Here is a 15,470-nt window from a genome sequence, read left to right as displayed (position 1 = left end):
GGATTGTCCGTCAGTTCGGTATTTTTGTCTTCGGCAGCGGGAGGCAGCCGTCAGGCGTGGCAACCCGAAGGAAGTTGGCCAGTTCCCGGAAAGAGGTGGCCCGTGGATCGGAAGGACGCCAGACAAGGCTGATGGTCCGTCGGGCCTCCGTCTCGCTCAGCTCCCGGATGGTCACGAGGCTGTCGAACTCATGACGGTTGTTCAGGGCAAGGCGGGGGATGAGGGAGAAGCCCTCACCGGCACCGATCATATGCCAGAGCATTTCCAGACTGGTCGCCAGACGCTGGTCCTGGGACCGGAAATTGCTGGGGCAGAGGGATAGGGCCTGATCCCGCAGGCAGTGTCCGTCTTCCAGCAGCAGAAGGTCGGGCCGGGCCAGGTCCGAGATGGTTAGGTGCTTCTTGTTTGCCAGCTCATGGTCCTTCGGGAAGACGGCCAGGAACGGCTCCAGAAAGAGCGGGGCATGTTCCAGCGATTCGGTGGCCGTCGTGGGAGCCATGAAGGCGACGTCCAGATCACCCTGCCGGAGATGCTGGACAAGGTTGGGCGTCGTGTTCTCGTTCAGGCGCAGCCCGAGCTGGGGATATTTCTGTCTCAGGCGTGGCAGAAGGCCGGGGATGTAATACGGCCCGAGGGTGGGAATGACACCAATATGCAGCAGGCCATCCAGCGGGCCGGTATGGGCACGGGCGACTTCCAGCAGGTTGCGGGCCGAGGCCAGCACATCCCGTCCCAGTGCGATGAGGCGTTCACCTTCCGGCGTGGGAGCGACATGCCGACGGGAGCGTTCGAACAGGGTGACGTTGAGAAGCTGCTCCAGCTTCCTCACCTGCTCGGAAAGCCCCGCCTGACTGACTCCACAACGCTCGGCAGCACGGGAAAAGTTGCGCAGATCATCAACTGCAACGACGTACTCGATGTCCCGGAGGGACAGACCGGAGAGAGGAACATAGGACATGATTCTACCAATAGGCTGAGTTGAGGGCAGGGCCAAGGGGAAAAGACCTAAATCGCATAAAGAGTGATAATGATTCTTAATTATACTGATAACAACTCTCAATTAGACGCTTCAGTCCGCCGGGGCTAGAAGGTAAACATGCTTGACATTCCAGAGGTCGGGCTGCTCCCTAGGAGGGGCATCCGCAGGCCCTGCGGAGGTCTAGAATTCTGATAGTGAATGAGGAGGTTTCCATGCCTGCTATTGGTTCCGAAATTAAGCCTTTTACCGCACAGGCTTTCCGTGATGGCAAGTTCCTTCAGGTCTCCGATGCAGACCTGCGCGGCAAGTGGTCTGTCGTGTTCTTCTACCCGGCTGATTTCACCTTTGTCTGCCCGACAGAGCTGGAAGACCTCGCCGAGAACTATGAGACCTTCCAGAAGATGGGCGTCGAGATCTTCGGTGTCTCCACGGACAAGCACTTCACCCACAAGGCATGGCACGACACGTCCCCGGCCATCGGCAAGGTGCAGTACACCATGATCGGTGATCCGTCCGGTGACATCGCCCGCAACTTCGATGCCCTGCGTGCCGATGGCAGCCACACGGCTGACCGCGCCACGTTCCTGATCGACCCGGAAGGCAAGATCCAGTACATCGAGATCACCTCCGAGGGTGTGGGCCGCAGTGCCGCCGAGCTGCTCGACAAGATCCGTGCCGCCCAGTACATCGCCGCTCACCCGGGTGAAGTCTGCCCGGCCAAGTGGAAAGAGGGTGGCGACACGGCAACCCTGAACCCGTCCCTGGACCTGGTCGGCAAGATCTGATCACGCCCTGAAACGGGAAGTCTGGTGGGGGGCCTCTCCCCACCGCTGAGGGGAGGCGTGCTGTATTGCGGTGCGCCTCCTTTTTCATGGGGCCGATTCCCCGGTCTGCCAGGCCCTGAGCATCAGAGACTCTGGAGAGAGAATTCATGCTGAACGACGAACTCAAAGGCCAGCTGAGAGGGTACCTCCAGCATCTGCGCCACAACATCATTCTTGTTGCCAGCCTCGATGATGGCGACAAGTCCCGTGAGATGAAGGAATTTCTTAACGAAATTTCCGAACTCTCTGACAAGGTTTCCTATCAGGAAGGTGGCAGCGATGCCCGTCGTCCATCCTTCCTGATCCGTGCCGCAGATTCAGATGTTCAGGTCTGCTTTGCCGGCATCCCGATGGGTCACGAGTTCACCTCTCTGGTACTGGCCCTGCTTCAGGTCGGTGGTCATCCGCCGAAGGTCGAGGCCGAGCAGGTTGCACAGGTCAAGGCCCTGAAGGGTGATTTCCACTTCGAGACCTATTTCTCCCTCTCCTGCCACAACTGCCCGGATGTCGTGCAGGCCCTGAACACGCTGAGCGTGCTCAACCCCAACATCCGCCACACGGCCATTGACGGTGCCCTGTTTCAGGACGAGGTGAACGAGCGGGACGTGCGTTCCGTTCCTCAGGTGTTCCTGAACGGTGAGCGTTTCTCCACCGGCCGCATGGAGCTGCCGGAGATTCTGGCCAAGATTGACACCGAGGGTGCCGCCAAGGCCTCCGAGAAGCTGAATGACGAGGCTCCGTTCGACACGCTGGTGATCGGCTCAGGTCCGGCTGGCTGTGCCGCCGCCATCTACACGGCCCGCAAGGGTGTCCGCACGGGTCTGCTGGCCGAACGTTTCGGTGGTCAGGTCATGGACACGGCTGGCATCGAGAACTTCATCTCCGTGCCGGAGACCGAGGGGCCGGCCCTGGCCAAGAATCTGGAACAGCATGTCCGCAGCTATGATGTCCGTGTCATCACGGCACAGCGTGCCGCCAAGCTGATCCCGGCCGAGAAGGAAGGTGGCCTGCATGAGATCGTGCTGGAGAGCGGTGCCCATCTGAAGGCCCGTACCATCATCGTGGCCACGGGTGCCCGCTGGCGTCAGCTGAACGTGCCGGGTGAGGAAGAATACCGCACACGGGGCGTTGCCTACTGCCCGCACTGTGATGGTCCGTTCTTCAAGGGCCGTCCGGTTGCCGTTGCCGGTGGTGGCAACAGTGGCGTGGAAGCCGCCATCGACCTCGCCGGTATCGTGTCCCACGTGACGCTGCTTCAGTATGATCCCGTGCTGACGGCTGATGAGGTCCTTCAGAACAAGGTCCGCAGCCTGCCAAACGTTGACATCGTGGTGAATGCCCGCACGACCGAGATCCGTGGTGACGGCCGCAAGATGACTGGCCTGAGCTGGCAGGATGTCAAGGATGGCAGCGAGCACAGCATCGACGTGGACGGCATCTTCGTCCAGATCGGTCTGCTGCCGAACACGGACTGGCTGAAGGGTGGCATCGAGATGTCCCGCATCGGTGAGATCGGCATTGACGAGCGTTGCCGTACCTCCATCCCCGGCGTGTTTGCTGCCGGTGACGCCACGACGGTGCCGTACAAGCAGATCATCGTGGCTATGGGTGAGGGTGCCAAGGCTGCCCTGTCCGCCTTCGACCACATCATCCGTGTCCCGGCCGCCTCCTGATTCCAGGTGGGCTGACCGGCCTTACGTTCCAGAAGAAAGACCGGCCCCGGGGCCGGTCTTTCTTTATGACCAGAGGGTATCCTGCTGAGGCTGAAGGTCCAGAATGGTCAGGGTGGAAAGCTGGCTGTGATGGAACAGGTGCACGCCCGTGGCATGTGCCAGCTCCCGTGCCGAGCGCGTGTAACCGGCATTGGAGACAACGGCGGCATAATGGGCCTGACGGTGCTGTCGGGCAGTGAAGATTTCCTGCACGGCCTTGTTCCCCACCGGGCGGTTGTACAGCTTGCACTGGACGACAAGCCGGACACTGTCCTGCTCTGCCATGATGTCGAGACCCTGATCGGCCCCCGGTGGCGTGGCCTGTGCTCTCCAGCCTGCCTTGCAGAGCAGGTGGGCACAGAGGCGTTCATAATCCAGCGGGTCCATGTTGGCCCTGAATTTCTGTGGAGCCGTGTCGGCAGGGATCTGGTTGATCCTGTCCTGCTCCTGCTGGAGGATGGTTTCCGTGACATGGGCGATATGCCGCAGGATGCGCCTGTGGAACGGCTGCCAGAAGGCGGCAAGGTTTTCCTGCTTCAGGGTGGCCAGAAGAATGCTCTGGCAGAAGTAATCCAGTTCCTGTTCCCAGCGTTTCGTGTTGACAAGGCCATAGTGATCCTTGGTCAGACAGATCTGTTTGCGTTGGGCAAGGGTATACTGATGCTGTGCAATCAGATCGCAGAGCATTTTCCATGCCATGCGTCTGCGTCGCACACGTTTTCGCCGCTGGAAGAAGACAAGAACGAAGAAAGCAAGGAGAAGACTGTCCGCAGGAAGGACAGCAATGCCATGTCCGGGAAGGAAAGAGGGGGTCAAGGCTCTGTGGTGGATGACTGGAAATGACGGACCCGAAGGGGACATAGAATCACCGCTCGGTCTTGCCGCCATGCCTACCCTGGTCCTGTGAGGGGAGAATGGTGCCGACACTCGGAATTGAACCGAGGACCTACTGATTACGAATCAGTTGCTCTACCCCTGAGCTATGTCGGCGTCCGAACGAGCCTATACAGAAAATTGGACGGCCAGGCAATGGTGTGCGTAAAATATTTACATGATTGAGGCCCGGAGGGGTTGCGGACACATGTCTGGCAGCGCAAGAGGAACACATGTTCAGGAAAGACCATTTTCACAAAGGCCTCTGGAGCCAGGGAGGGGCCTGTTCCTTTCTCCGGCATGAGGTGGACCAGCCCCCCCTCAAGATTGTGGAGGGAGTGCATGAATGTGGTGTCTGCGGCCAGTTCCAGCATGTTCCTCATCTGAAGCCGGGCCATGTCCTCTCCTGTGCCCGATGTGGAGAGACACTGGCCCGCAGGCGCAGGACATCGGCCATTGCTGGTCCGCTGGTTTTCTGTCTCTCCTCGTTGGCCCTGTACATTGTGCTGCTGGTGAGCCCGCTCATGACGCTGAACATTTTCGGCAGGGAGAACATGGTGTCTCTCATGAGTGGCCCCGTCGAGCTGGCCAGGCAGGGTTTCGGGACGATCTCCATACTGGTGGCCCTGGCCAGCATCGTCATGCCGGGTGTCGTGCTCGTCTGCATGGCCCTGATTCTGTACGGGGCCTCCCGTGAGGTCATGCCCATGTGGGTCCGCCCGCTGCTGACGTGGTATGAGAAGCTGCGGCCTTGGTCCATGATCGAGGTGTATGTCATTGGCGTGATCGTGGCCTATACCAAGCTGGTGGATCTGGCACTGGTCACGTTGCAGCCTGGCGTCTACCTGCTGGGTGGGCTGATGGTGATGATGGCCGCCATGGATTCGGCCTTTGATGCTGACATGATCTGGAAGCACCGTTCCGTCACGAAGCGGAAGGGGCTGGGGCTGTACCGGGCGGAAGGGCGGCGGATGCCACCGGAAAAGCACATGCTCTCCTGCCATGCCTGTGGTCTGACCTTCGTGGCCCGTGGCCCGGTGGACAATGACGAGGACATGGGGGACTGCCCCCGCTGCGGCCAGATACTGCGCCGCCGCAAGCGGAACAGCTTTCAGGCGGCCCTGTGCTTTCTGGTGGCGGCCTTCATCTTTTACATTCCTGCCAATCTTCTTCCGGTCATGGCTTTCATAAAGATGGGACATGGCCATCCGAGCACCATCATTTCCGGCGTGATCCAGCTCTGGGAGGCTGGCCTCTATTTTCTGGCCTTGCTTGTGCTTTTTGCCAGTATTACCGTCCCGGTGCTCAAGGTGTTCCTGCTGGCCCTGATGATCGGGTGCGAGCACCGTGGCCGGGCCTCGGAGGCATCGCTGAAGCGTCTCACGGGTCTTTACAAGGTCGTGGTGTTCATTGGCCGCTGGTCCATGATCGACGTCTTCATGATTTCCATTCTGGCGGCCGTGGTCCGCTTTGGGTTCATGGCGAGTGTGACGGCAGAACTTGGCGTGGTGTTTTTTGCCATGGTGGTTGTGTTAACTATTTTCGCCGCAGATCTGTATGATCCCCGGCGCATGTGGGATGCTGCCGGTTATAATCAGGAAGTGCTGGTTCCTTCCGCTCAGGATGAGGGAGGCGGTGTGACAGAATTACAGGATATGGAGCCTGAAAAAGCGTGAGAGATGAGCAGCTGAAGCGACATCCAGGAGACAAGCGTGGTGTGGAGGCCAATACCCGGCTGTCACGTTTTTCCGTGCTCTGGATTATCCCTGTCCTTGCCCTGGTGATAGCTGGCTGGCTGGCCTGGAGGCATTTTGCCACCATGGGGCCACGCATCGTCGTTTCTTTCGATGCGGCGGACGGCATCGTGCCGGGGCAGACGCAGGTCAAGAACAAGGCCGTGAATCTCGGGACGGTGCAGAGCGTGTCCCTGAGTCCGGACATGAGCCATGCGGACGTGACCATCCAGATGAGCGGGATCGATTCCCGTACGCTGAACGAGCATACCCGTTTCTGGGTCGTCAGCCCGAGGATCAACGGAGCCAGCATCACCGGGCTGGATACCCTGTTCTCCGGTGCCTACATCGCCATGGACCCGGGCAAGCCGGAAGGTGGCCATTACCGGGATCATTTCAGGGGACTTGAGAATCCTCCGGGCATCCGGTCGGACAAGCCGGGCAGCACATACTGGCTGGTCTCTCCACGGCTGGAGTCTCTGGGAGCCGGTTCCCCCATCTTCTACCGGGACGTGCAGGTGGGTGAGATTCTGGGCTACACCATGCCGCCGGGAGGGGAAGGCCCCCTGCTGCTCAAGGTGTTCGTCAAGGCACCATATGACCACTATCTGAGGTCGGACAGCCGGTTCTGGAACGTGTCCGGCATGCAGATCGGATTCGGGGCCGGTGGCATGAACATCCGTCTCCAGTCCTTCCAGGCCCTGCTCTCGGGTGGTGTGGCCTTCGGGCGTCCTGACAAGGTGCAGAGTGAGGATACGCCTGCCGCTGCCCCCAATTCCGTGTTCCACCTCTATGAGACGCAGGAGGCGGCCGACAACTCCCGATACATACACAAGATGCCGGTCGTGACCTATGTGGACACGGCGGTGGCCGGTCTGACGGAAGGCAGCAAGGTAACCATGTTCGGCCTTCAGGTCGGAGAGGTGACGAGCGTGCATCTGGAACTGGGCAACGAGAAGCGGCGCAATCCCCGTGTCCGTGTCGAGATGCAGCTGGAGCCTGAACGTGTCATTGATGAGGATGAGCTGGCAGCCGTCCGCCAGTCCGATCTTCTGGGCCGCCTCGTGGAGGAAGGAATGCGGGCCTCCGTGCAGAATGTCAGCTTCCTGACGGGAGAGGCCATGATTGCCCTGTCCTTCGTGCATGAGAAGGGACAGCAGACACCTTCCATGCAGTTTGAGAATGGTGTCGGCGTGATTCCGAGCCAGCCGGGTGGCATGGATGGCATCCTCCAGTCCGCTTCGGTCATTGCGGACAAGATATCCGAGATGCCGCTGACCCAGATCGGGGATCATCTGAACGAGATACTGGCTCATGGTGACGAGCGCATCAGAAGCCCGGAACTTACCCAGTCCATGGCGGCCATGCGTGGGTCCCTGCTGGCCCTGAATCATCTTCTGGATCATGCTGACGAGCACCTGCCGACCCTGATGAAGAGCCTGAATGAGACCCTCTCACAGGCGAACGGCATGCTGGCCTCCTATGGTGGCAATCCGGACTTCCGCCGGAATCTTCAGGAGCTGATCGTCCAGCTCACACGGATGTCCCGTTCCTTCCACATGCTGGCTGATTATCTGGACCACCATCCTTCATCCTTCATCACTGGCCGGGGGCCCTGATTCATGATGCGTTTTTTCCGTTCTTCCTCCGTGCTGCGGGAGCGTCTCTCTCCGAAACGTCTGGGGCGGCTTTCCCTTCTGGGGCTGGCGGCTCTGGGTGGAGGGATGCTGGCCGGGTGTAGCAGTACGCCCATCACCTATTATGTGCTGGCCCCGCAGCCGGGGAACGTGGCGTCTCCAATGCAGGCCATGACGCTGCCTCCGGCGATCGAGGTGCTGACGCCTTCCACCACGGCCCGTCTGGACAGGGACGGTCTGCTGCGGGTGATGAGTGATTCGCAGGATCACATGGTTCCGGCTGCTGCATGGAGTGAGCCGCTCAACGAGATGGTTGGCCATACGCTGGCGGCCAACCTGACGGAGCGTCTCCCGGGCCATGTGGTGTTTTCCCAGAATGATTCCGTGGGGGTGAAGGCCGGGGCCTATCTGGAACTGAGCCTGACACGTTTTGAACAGGACAAGTCTGGCCAGGCCATCATCGTGGGTGTGATGTCAGCCCATCGGGCTGATGCGCCAGCCTCGCAGGCCCGTGCTGTGACGGTGCGGTGGGTGTCCCCCCAGGCTGTTGGCACGAAGCCGGTTGATCTGGTGCGGGTGCTGGCTGAGGGAGTGGGGGTTCTGTCCGATCAGGCGATCCAGCTTCTGTCTTCCCTGCCACCGGTGCCGACGGAAAAGGGAGCCACCGCCCTGTAAGTGGCGAGACCGCTTTCATGACAGCCTGAAAAAAAGCCCTGTGCCGCCTCAGTGTGGTACAGGGCTTTCTGTATCGGTGCTGCTCTGGGGCGGGGTGAGGGGGTATCCAGCCCATAAAAAAAACCACCCGCTCCTCAGGAGGGGTGGTTCCGAAGCGGGAGGCTCCGTCTGTCCGGTTTAGAGCTTCTCGACCTGGTTGTAGTCCAGATCAACCGGTGTGGAGCGACCGAAGATGGACACGCTGACCTTCAGACGCTGGTTCTCGGTATCGATGTCCTCGACGCTGCCATTGAAGGAGGTGAAAGGACCATCGGAAACACGGACCTGCTCGCCAATCTCGAAGGAGAGGCTGGAACGAGGACGGTCGACACCCTCCTGGGCCTGCTGGAGGATGCGCTTGGCTTCAGCATTGCTGATGGGGGTCGGCTGGTTGTTGCGTGTGCCAAGGAAGCCCGTGACCTTCGGCGTGTCCTTGACGAGATGCCAGGCACGGTCCGTCAGCTCCATTTTCACCAGCACGTAACCGGGGAAGAACTTGCGCTCGGTATTTACCTTGCGGCCACGGCGGACCTCGGTCACTTCTTCCGAAGGGACCAGAATCTCTTCAAACTGGTCGCTCAGTCCCTTCTTCTCGGCCTGCTCGCGGATATGATCGGCAATTTTCTTCTCGAAGCCTGAATAGACATGAACGACGTACCAGCGTTTTGCCATGATGCTGCTTTAGCCTCCGATGCCCAAAATTTTGCTAATTCCCAGGCCGATTACCTGATCAACGATGAAAAAGAAAATGCAGGTGGCAACTACCATGGCCAGCACGGCGGCAGTGGTGATGATGGTGTTGCGGCGTGTTGGCCACGTGACACGTCTGGCCTCGGCGCGAACATCTGCAAAATATCTGCGAAGGCTGAATCCTGGGCCTTTCTGGGCCGGAGGCATCTTCGGTGAATTGCCTTTCGGCTTTGTGACCGACACCATTATCCTCAAATCTATCTCGGCCCGAGGCCTGTCACCGGGTAGGGCAGTCAGGTGGGCAAGGTATGACGTGGCAGGGGTGGAGGGTCTCGAACCCCCAACCTCCGGTTTTGGAGACCGGCGCTCTAGCCAATTGAGCTACACCCCTTCAGGGTCGAATCGACCTAACCGCCCTGCCCTTCGGGGCCGGACGATGGGCAGGAAAAGATAACGAGACTGCCTCAAAGTCAAGCACTATCTCCAAGAAAATGAAAAAACCTTTCATATTCCGGAACCTGCCAGAATCCCCTCTTGTCTTGCCGTGGAGGAGGCAGTATAAGTCCGCCCTGTACAGAGCGGGCGTAGCATAATGGCTAATGCAGTAGCCTTCCAAGCTTCTGATGAGGGTTCGATTCCCTTCGCCCGCTCCATCTTTTCCCGAAAATTAACATCTGCTCTGATATGGTTCCCTTCGTCTGTCGGAGAGGTTCTGGCGTTCTGACGTATGGTTCTGAGACCGTGGCATGACCGGACCGGTGGTCGTGACCGGGCCTGCCCTGACGGGTGCAGGCCGGGCGGCCTTCCGGTTGCGTTGGATATGGTGCCCGTGTTAGTGAACGTGAACGAAACACTGGCCGGGTTCCGGCCTCGGGGACCTGTACGTCGTGCAGGGGAGCGGGGCATGCCGGTTAGGTTAAGACCGGGAAACCGGTTTGAAAGCAGAACCTCATGAAGACGGAATGAACCCGTGACGGTTGCACAGGAAAAGCAGATCAGGACGCCAGGCGACGTGGCGCAGCGTTACGCCCGGGCCTTTGAGGAATATCTCTCGGAAAGCGGACAGGACAGGGCGGCCACTCTCGAGCAGGTGCGTGCACTGCGTGAGGCCATCGCTCAGCTCCCGGACCTGCGTGCCGCCCTGGCGGACCCCCGGTTCGACGCCAGCCAGGCGGAAGGGCTGGTGAAGGCCTTGGGGTCTGCGCTCGGCTTCAATGATGCGATGCGTCGCTTCGTCGGTTTCATTGCCCGCCAGCGTCGTCTGTCCGGTCTGGACGAGATCCTGTGTGCCGTCCTTCTTCTGGATTCCCACCAGCGTGGTGAGGTGCGTGTGGAGGTGACAACCGCACGTCCTCTGGAAGATGGACAGCGTGAGAGCCTCCGTACCAGCCTCCAGCAGGCCGGATACGCCAACATTGCCATGACCGAACATGTCGACCAGGCCCTTCTTGGGGGCATGGTCGTGCGTGTCGGTTCCGTTCTTTTTGATACATCGATCGCCGGGCGTCTGGCCCGTCTGCAGAACGCCATGAAGGGAGCCGCGTGATGGAGATCCGTCCCGCCGAGATTTCAGAAATTCTCAAGCAGCAGATTGCGTCTTTCGATCAGCCTGCCGCTGTGTCGGAGACAGGCACCGTCCTGTCTGTTGGGGATGGGATTGCCCGCGTCTATGGCCTGACGAACGTTCAGGCCGGTGAGATGGTGGAGTTCGAGGGGAGCGGCGTGCGTGGCATGGCCCTCAACCTTGAGAGCGACAGCGTCGGCGTCGTCATTTTCGGTGAAGGTGACCAGATCGGCGAGGGTGATACCGTCCTGCGTACTGGGAAGGTTGTGGAAGTGCCCGTGGGCAAGGGGCTTCTGGGGCGTGTCGTCAATGCTCTGGGTGACCCGATCGACGGTCGTGGCCCGCTCGAGAACGTCGAGTACCGTCGTGCCGACGTCCGTGCACCGGGCATCATGCCCCGCCAGTCCGTCAGTGAGCCGATGCAGACGGGCATCAAGGCCATTGATGCCCTCGTGCCGATCGGGCGTGGCCAGCGTGAGCTGGTGATCGGTGACCGTCAGACCGGCAAGACGGCCATCCTGATCGACACCATCGTGGCCCAGAAGGGCGTCAATGCGGAAGGTGACCCGAAGAAGTCCCTGTACTGCGTGTATGTCGCTGTCGGGCAGAAGCGTTCCACGGTGGCCAACCTCGTCCGCAAGCTGACGGAAGCCGGTGCGATGGAATATTCCATCGTGGTGGCCGCCACGGCTTCCGATGCCGCCCCGATGCAGTATCTGGCTCCGTATGCCGCCTCTGCCATGGGCGAGTATTTCCGTGACAACGGGATGCACTCCCTGCTGTGCTATGATGACCTGTCCAAGCAGGCCGTCGCCTACCGTCAGATGTCCCTGCTGCTGCGCCGTCCGCCGGGGCGTGAGGCTTTCCCGGGTGACGTGTTCTACCTGCATTCCCGCCTGCTGGAACGCTCCGCCAAGATGTCCGAGGAGTTCGGTGCCGGGTCCATGACCTCCCTGCCGGTGATCGAGACACAGGCCGGTGACACGTCTGCCTACATTCCGACCAACGTCATCTCCATCACGGACGGTCAGATATTCCTTGAGACGGACCTGTTCTACAAGGGCATCCGTCCTGCCGTGAACGTCGGCGGTTCCGTGTCCCGTGTGGGGTCTGCGGCCCAGATCAAGGCCATGAAGCAGGTTGCCGGTACCATCAAGCTGGAACTGGCCCAGTATCGTGAGATGGCCTCCTTCGCCCAGTTCGCTTCCGACCTTGACCCGGCCACCCGCCGCCAGCTGGACCGTGGTGCCCGTCTGGTCGAGCTGCTGAAGCAGCCGGAAACGTCTCCGCTGGCCGTCGAGGAGCAGGTGGCCGTCCTTTATGCCGGTACCCGTGGCTATCTGGATTCCATCGCCGTGAACCAGGTCACCGCCTATGAGGCTGCCCTGCTGGAAGAACTCCGCAATGGTGGCAAGGCCGTGCTAGACAAGATCCGTACCGAGCAGAAACTGACGCCGGAAATCGAAAGCGAGCTGAAGGCTCTGCTCGAGGCCTTCGGTAAACGTTTTTCCGCCTGAGGGTCATAGCTCATGCCTTCATTGAAAGAACTGCGCGGAAGGATTGCGGGGGTCAAGTCGACCCGCAAGATCACGAGCGCAATGAAAATGGTCGCCGCCTCAAAACTGAGGCGGGCCCAGAATCAGGCCGAGGCAGCCCGTCCTTATGCTGAGACCATGCAGCGTATGATGAGTGAGCTGGCCACGGCGTCGCAGGGGATGGATCCGTCCACCCTGCCGCCGCTGCTGGCCGGTACGGGCAAGGATGATGTGCACCTTCTTGTTGTCCTGACGTCTGACCGTGGGCTGGCCGGTGGCTTCAATGCCAACATCGTGCGTGAGGCCCGGCAGAAAATCGAGGAACTGAAGGGGCGGGGCCGTACCGTGCGTCTTCTGCCTGTCGGTCGCAAGGGTGCTGAGATCTTCCGGCGGTACTATCCGGACATGGTCGTGGATTCTCTCCACAATGACGCCGGAACCCAGCAGAACGCCTATGCCCTTGCCCAGGACCTGGCCAGGCGGGTTGGTGAGCTGCTCGAGAGTGGCGGGATCGATGCCTGTTCCCTGCTGCGCAACCGCTTTGTCAATGCGATGACCCAGCAGCCCGAGGACATCGCCCTCGTGCCGCTGCCCGTGGCAAAGAACGACAATGCTGCGCAGGCCAGGACGGATGGTGCCGTGTATGAGTTTGAACCTGATGAGGGTCAGCTTCTGGCACAGCTCCTGCCCCGCAATCTGGTGGTGCAGTTCTATGCTGCGATTCTGGAGAGTGCAGCTGGTGAGCAGGGTGCCCGCATGACGGCCATGGACAATGCCAGCCGCAATGCGAGCAAGGCCATTGATCGTCTGTCGCTGAGGTATAACCGTACACGGCAGGCCAATATTACTAACGAGCTGATCGAAATCATTTCCGGCGCAGAAGCCGTCTGAGATCATGCAGGAGAGAAATCTGATGTCTGAGGAACTCAACCGCTCTGCTGGGAATGCCGGTGTTGGTGTTGGACGGATCACCCAGATCCGTGGTCCGGTGGTGGACGTCCAGTTTACGGACAAGCTGCCGCATATCCTGAACGCCCTCCATGTCATGAATGGTGACCAGACGGTCGTTCTGGAAGTGGCGCAGGAAATTGGCGAGCGTCAGGTCCGCTGCATCGCCATGGAGGGGACGGATGGTCTCGTCCGTGGTGCCGAGGTGACGGATACGGGCAGCCAGATCACCGTTCCGGTTGGTCCGGCCACCCTGGGCCGCATCATCAACGTCATCGGTGAGCCGGTCGATGAGAAAGGCCCGATCAAGACGGAAACCCGTTTCCCGATCCACCGCCCCGCTCCTTCCTTTGAGGAGCAGGCTGCCAACACCGAGATTCTGGTGACGGGCATCAAGGTGATCGACCTGCTCTGCCCATATCTGAAGGGCGGTAAGATCGGCCTCTTCGGTGGTGCCGGCGTGGGCAAGACCGTCATCATTCAGGAGCTGATCAACAACATCGCCAAGGCGCATGGTGGTGTGTCCGTGTTCGCTGGCGTGGGTGAGCGTACCCGTGAAGGGAACGACCTGTATTACGAAATGCAGGGTGCCGGCGTCATCAAGGTTGACGAGAATGGCCATACCGAAGGTTCCAAGGTGGCTCTGGTCTATGGCCAGATGAACGAGCCGCCGGGTGCCCGTGCCCGTGTGGCCCTGACGGGTCTTTCCGTGGCGGAATATTTCCGCGATGTGGAAGGGCAGGACGTCCTCTTCTTCGTGGACAACATCTTCCGCTTCACGCAGGCCGGTTCCGAGGTTTCCGCCCTTCTGGGCCGTATCCCGTCCGCCGTGGGGTATCAGCCGACACTGGCCACGGAGATGGGTGCCCTTCAGGAGCGCATCACCTCCACGAAGAAAGGGTCCATCACCTCCGTCCAGGCCGTTTACGTGCCTGCCGATGACCTTACCGACCCGGCTCCGGCCGCCACCTTCGCCCATCTGGATGCCACGACGGTGCTGAACCGTTCCATCGCCGAGATGGGCATTTATCCGGCCGTGGACCCGCTGGACTCCACGTCACGCTCTCTGGACCCGAAGATCGTGGGCCAGGAACATTATGATGTGGCCCGTGCCGTCCAGAGCACGCTCCAGAACTACAAGGAGCTTCAGGACATCATCGCCATTCTCGGCATGGATGAGCTGTCCGAGGAAGACAAGTTGGTGGTCGGGCGTGCCCGCCGTATCCAGCGTTTCCTCTCACAGCCGTTCCATGTGGCTGAGGTCTTCACCGGCGCCCCAGGCAAGCTGGTGTCTCTGGAAGACACCGTGCGCTCCTTCAAGGCCGTGGTGAACGGTGAATGTGATGACCTGCCGGAAGGTGCCTTCTACATGGTTGGCTCCATTGAAGAGGCGAGGGCGAAAGCCGAGAAGATGAAGCAGGAGGGCTGATCCATGCCGCTTCGCACCGAGATCGTCAGCCCGGAGAAGCGTCATATTGACCGTGAGGTTGATATGGTCGTGGTGCCGGGGGGAGAAGGGGACATTGCGGCCATGCCTGGCCGTTCCCCGATGATGTTGCAGCTTCGTGGCGGGGTGATCACCCTGTACAAGGACGATCAGGTTCTGGAACGCTGCTTCGTCACGGGCGGTTTTGTCGACATGACAGCAGATCACTGCACGGTTCTTGCGGATTCGGTGCGGGCACTGGAAGACCTTTCCATTGATGATGCACGTCAGACGCTTGATGAGCTGAAGGATCAGTGGACAAAGGTTGGTCCCGGTGATGTTGAGCTGCGTGCCAGCCTGAGCCGTCAGATTCAGGCTGCCCGTGCGGAAATTGAGGTTGCCCAGAAAGTTCAGCAGAATGATCTGAAGTCTCTCTGATACTTCCGTAGTGCATTGAAGCTCCGGAAAACCGCTCTCTGGAAAGAGGGCGGTTTTTTTTGTGTCTTTTTTCTGTTGTCGATTCTTTTTTGGTGGGGTGATTCGTTGGGGGTGTGTTTTTGGGTTTATGTGGCTGTTTTCTGGGGTTTTTTGGGATTGAGTGAAGAAACTTTGAGAAAGTTTCGGGAATCGTGTTGACCGTGTGTGGGTGGGTGCGTATAAGCCCATTCACCGGCGGCGCTGGAGCGGAAGTTCTGGGGCGGTTGGGGCGATCATTGACAAGAGAATATGGGTTATAAAGTAGAGACTGGAAGGGATATGTTGGCGGCGTTTTCGTTGGCGAAGGCTGATGGAAGACGGAAGCTGATGTATCTGACTTTAAGTTTGATGCGTTGAA

14 protein-coding genes and 3 tRNA genes are annotated in these 15,470 nt (G+C 59.8%); 11 read left to right on the top strand and 6 right to left on the bottom strand.

The features are described from left to right. Positions 1-10: 10 nt before the first annotated feature. Positions 11-958: a hydrogen peroxide-inducible genes activator gene (locus CPA56_RS08840; protein ID WP_182041656.1), complete on the bottom strand. Its 948-nt coding sequence runs from the start codon at positions 956-958 to the stop codon at positions 11-13. 233 nt (positions 959-1,191) lie between these two features. Here CPA56_RS08840 and ahpC point away from each other — a divergent pair, with 233 nt between their 5' ends. Together ahpC and ahpF are read left to right on the top strand one after the other, a co-directional pair. Then, positions 1,192-1,764, top strand: coding sequence for an alkyl hydroperoxide reductase subunit C (gene ahpC, locus CPA56_RS08835; protein ID WP_182041655.1), 573 nt, complete (start codon positions 1,192-1,194; stop codon positions 1,762-1,764). 146 nt (positions 1,765-1,910) lie between these two features. Then, on the top strand, positions 1,911-3,476 hold the full coding sequence (ahpF, locus tag CPA56_RS08830; protein ID WP_182041654.1) for an alkyl hydroperoxide reductase subunit F: 1,566 nt from the start codon (positions 1,911-1,913) through the stop codon (positions 3,474-3,476). 63 nt (positions 3,477-3,539) lie between these two features. Here ahpF and CPA56_RS08825 read toward each other — a convergent pair whose 3' ends face one another. After that, on the bottom strand, positions 3,540-4,214 hold the full coding sequence (locus tag CPA56_RS08825) for a restriction endonuclease (protein WP_182041653.1): 675 nt from the start codon (positions 4,212-4,214) through the stop codon (positions 3,540-3,542). Between the two features lie 216 nt (positions 4,215-4,430). Further along, a tRNA-Thr gene (locus CPA56_RS08820) sits at positions 4,431-4,505 on the bottom strand. A gap of 116 nt (positions 4,506-4,621) precedes the next feature. Between CPA56_RS08820 and CPA56_RS08815 the strand changes: the two genes are divergently transcribed. Genes CPA56_RS08815 through CPA56_RS08805 form a run of 3 tightly spaced genes read left to right on the top strand, consistent with a single transcriptional unit; the run spans position 4,622 to position 8,433 of the window. Then, entirely contained in the window at positions 4,622-6,064 is a 1,443-nt protein-coding gene (locus CPA56_RS08815; RefSeq protein WP_182041652.1) for a paraquat-inducible protein A, read from the top strand. After that, positions 6,061-7,740: a PqiB family protein gene (locus CPA56_RS08810; protein WP_182041651.1), complete on the top strand. Its 1,680-nt coding sequence runs from the start codon at positions 6,061-6,063 to the stop codon at positions 7,738-7,740. The genes CPA56_RS08815 and CPA56_RS08810 overlap by 4 nt, the downstream gene beginning before the upstream one ends. A 3-nt stretch (positions 7,741-7,743) precedes the next feature. Further along, positions 7,744-8,433 (top strand): PqiC family protein, encoded by a 690-nt coding sequence (locus CPA56_RS08805; RefSeq protein WP_182041650.1) that lies wholly within the window; start codon positions 7,744-7,746, stop codon positions 8,431-8,433. A 177-nt stretch (positions 8,434-8,610) separates the two neighbouring features. Here CPA56_RS08805 and nusG read toward each other — a convergent pair whose 3' ends face one another. From nusG to CPA56_RS08790, 3 genes are all read right to left on the bottom strand, one after another. Further along, on the bottom strand, positions 8,611-9,144 hold the full coding sequence (nusG, locus tag CPA56_RS08800; RefSeq protein ID WP_182041649.1) for a transcription termination/antitermination protein NusG: 534 nt from the start codon (positions 9,142-9,144) through the stop codon (positions 8,611-8,613). 9 nt (positions 9,145-9,153) lie between these two features. Next, positions 9,154-9,408, bottom strand: coding sequence for a preprotein translocase subunit SecE (secE, locus tag CPA56_RS08795; protein ID WP_182041648.1), 255 nt, complete (start codon positions 9,406-9,408; stop codon positions 9,154-9,156). A gap of 68 nt (positions 9,409-9,476) precedes the next feature. Further along, positions 9,477-9,553 (bottom strand) — tRNA-Trp (locus CPA56_RS08790). 187 nt (positions 9,554-9,740) lie between these two features. Here CPA56_RS08790 and CPA56_RS08785 point away from each other — a divergent pair. From CPA56_RS08785 to atpC, 6 genes are all read left to right on the top strand, one after another. Then, positions 9,741-9,815 (top strand) — tRNA-Gly (locus CPA56_RS08785). 317 nt (positions 9,816-10,132) lie between these two features. Then, positions 10,133-10,708: an ATP synthase F1 subunit delta gene (gene atpH / locus CPA56_RS08780; RefSeq protein WP_182041647.1), complete on the top strand. Its 576-nt coding sequence runs from the start codon at positions 10,133-10,135 to the stop codon at positions 10,706-10,708. Next, a complete protein-coding gene (gene atpA, locus CPA56_RS08775) occupies positions 10,708-12,243 on the top strand; it encodes a F0F1 ATP synthase subunit alpha (RefSeq protein WP_182041646.1) in 1,536 nt (511 codons plus the stop codon). Before atpH ends, atpA begins: the two co-directional genes overlap by 1 nt. 12 nt (positions 12,244-12,255) lie before the next feature. Next, positions 12,256-13,152 carry a F0F1 ATP synthase subunit gamma gene (locus tag CPA56_RS08770; protein ID WP_182041645.1) on the top strand — a complete coding sequence of 299 codons (897 nt, stop codon included), beginning with the start codon at positions 12,256-12,258 and terminating at the stop codon, positions 13,150-13,152. 22 nt (positions 13,153-13,174) lie between these two features. Beyond that, positions 13,175-14,638, top strand: a complete 1,464-nt coding sequence (atpD, locus tag CPA56_RS08765; RefSeq protein ID WP_182041644.1) for a F0F1 ATP synthase subunit beta — start codon at positions 13,175-13,177, stop codon at positions 14,636-14,638. Positions 14,639-14,641: 3 nt separating this feature from the next. Next, on the top strand, positions 14,642-15,073 hold the full coding sequence (gene atpC, locus CPA56_RS08760) for an ATP synthase F1 subunit epsilon (protein WP_182041643.1): 432 nt from the start codon (positions 14,642-14,644) through the stop codon (positions 15,071-15,073). Positions 15,074-15,470: the final 397 nt, after the last annotated feature.

The organism is Bombella mellum, assembly GCF_014048465.1.
Taxonomy (GTDB): Bacteria; Pseudomonadota; Alphaproteobacteria; order Acetobacterales; family Acetobacteraceae; genus Bombella; species Bombella mellum.
The sequence above is the reverse complement of the archived record's forward strand: the minus strand, read 5'-3'. Positions and strand labels throughout refer to the sequence as shown.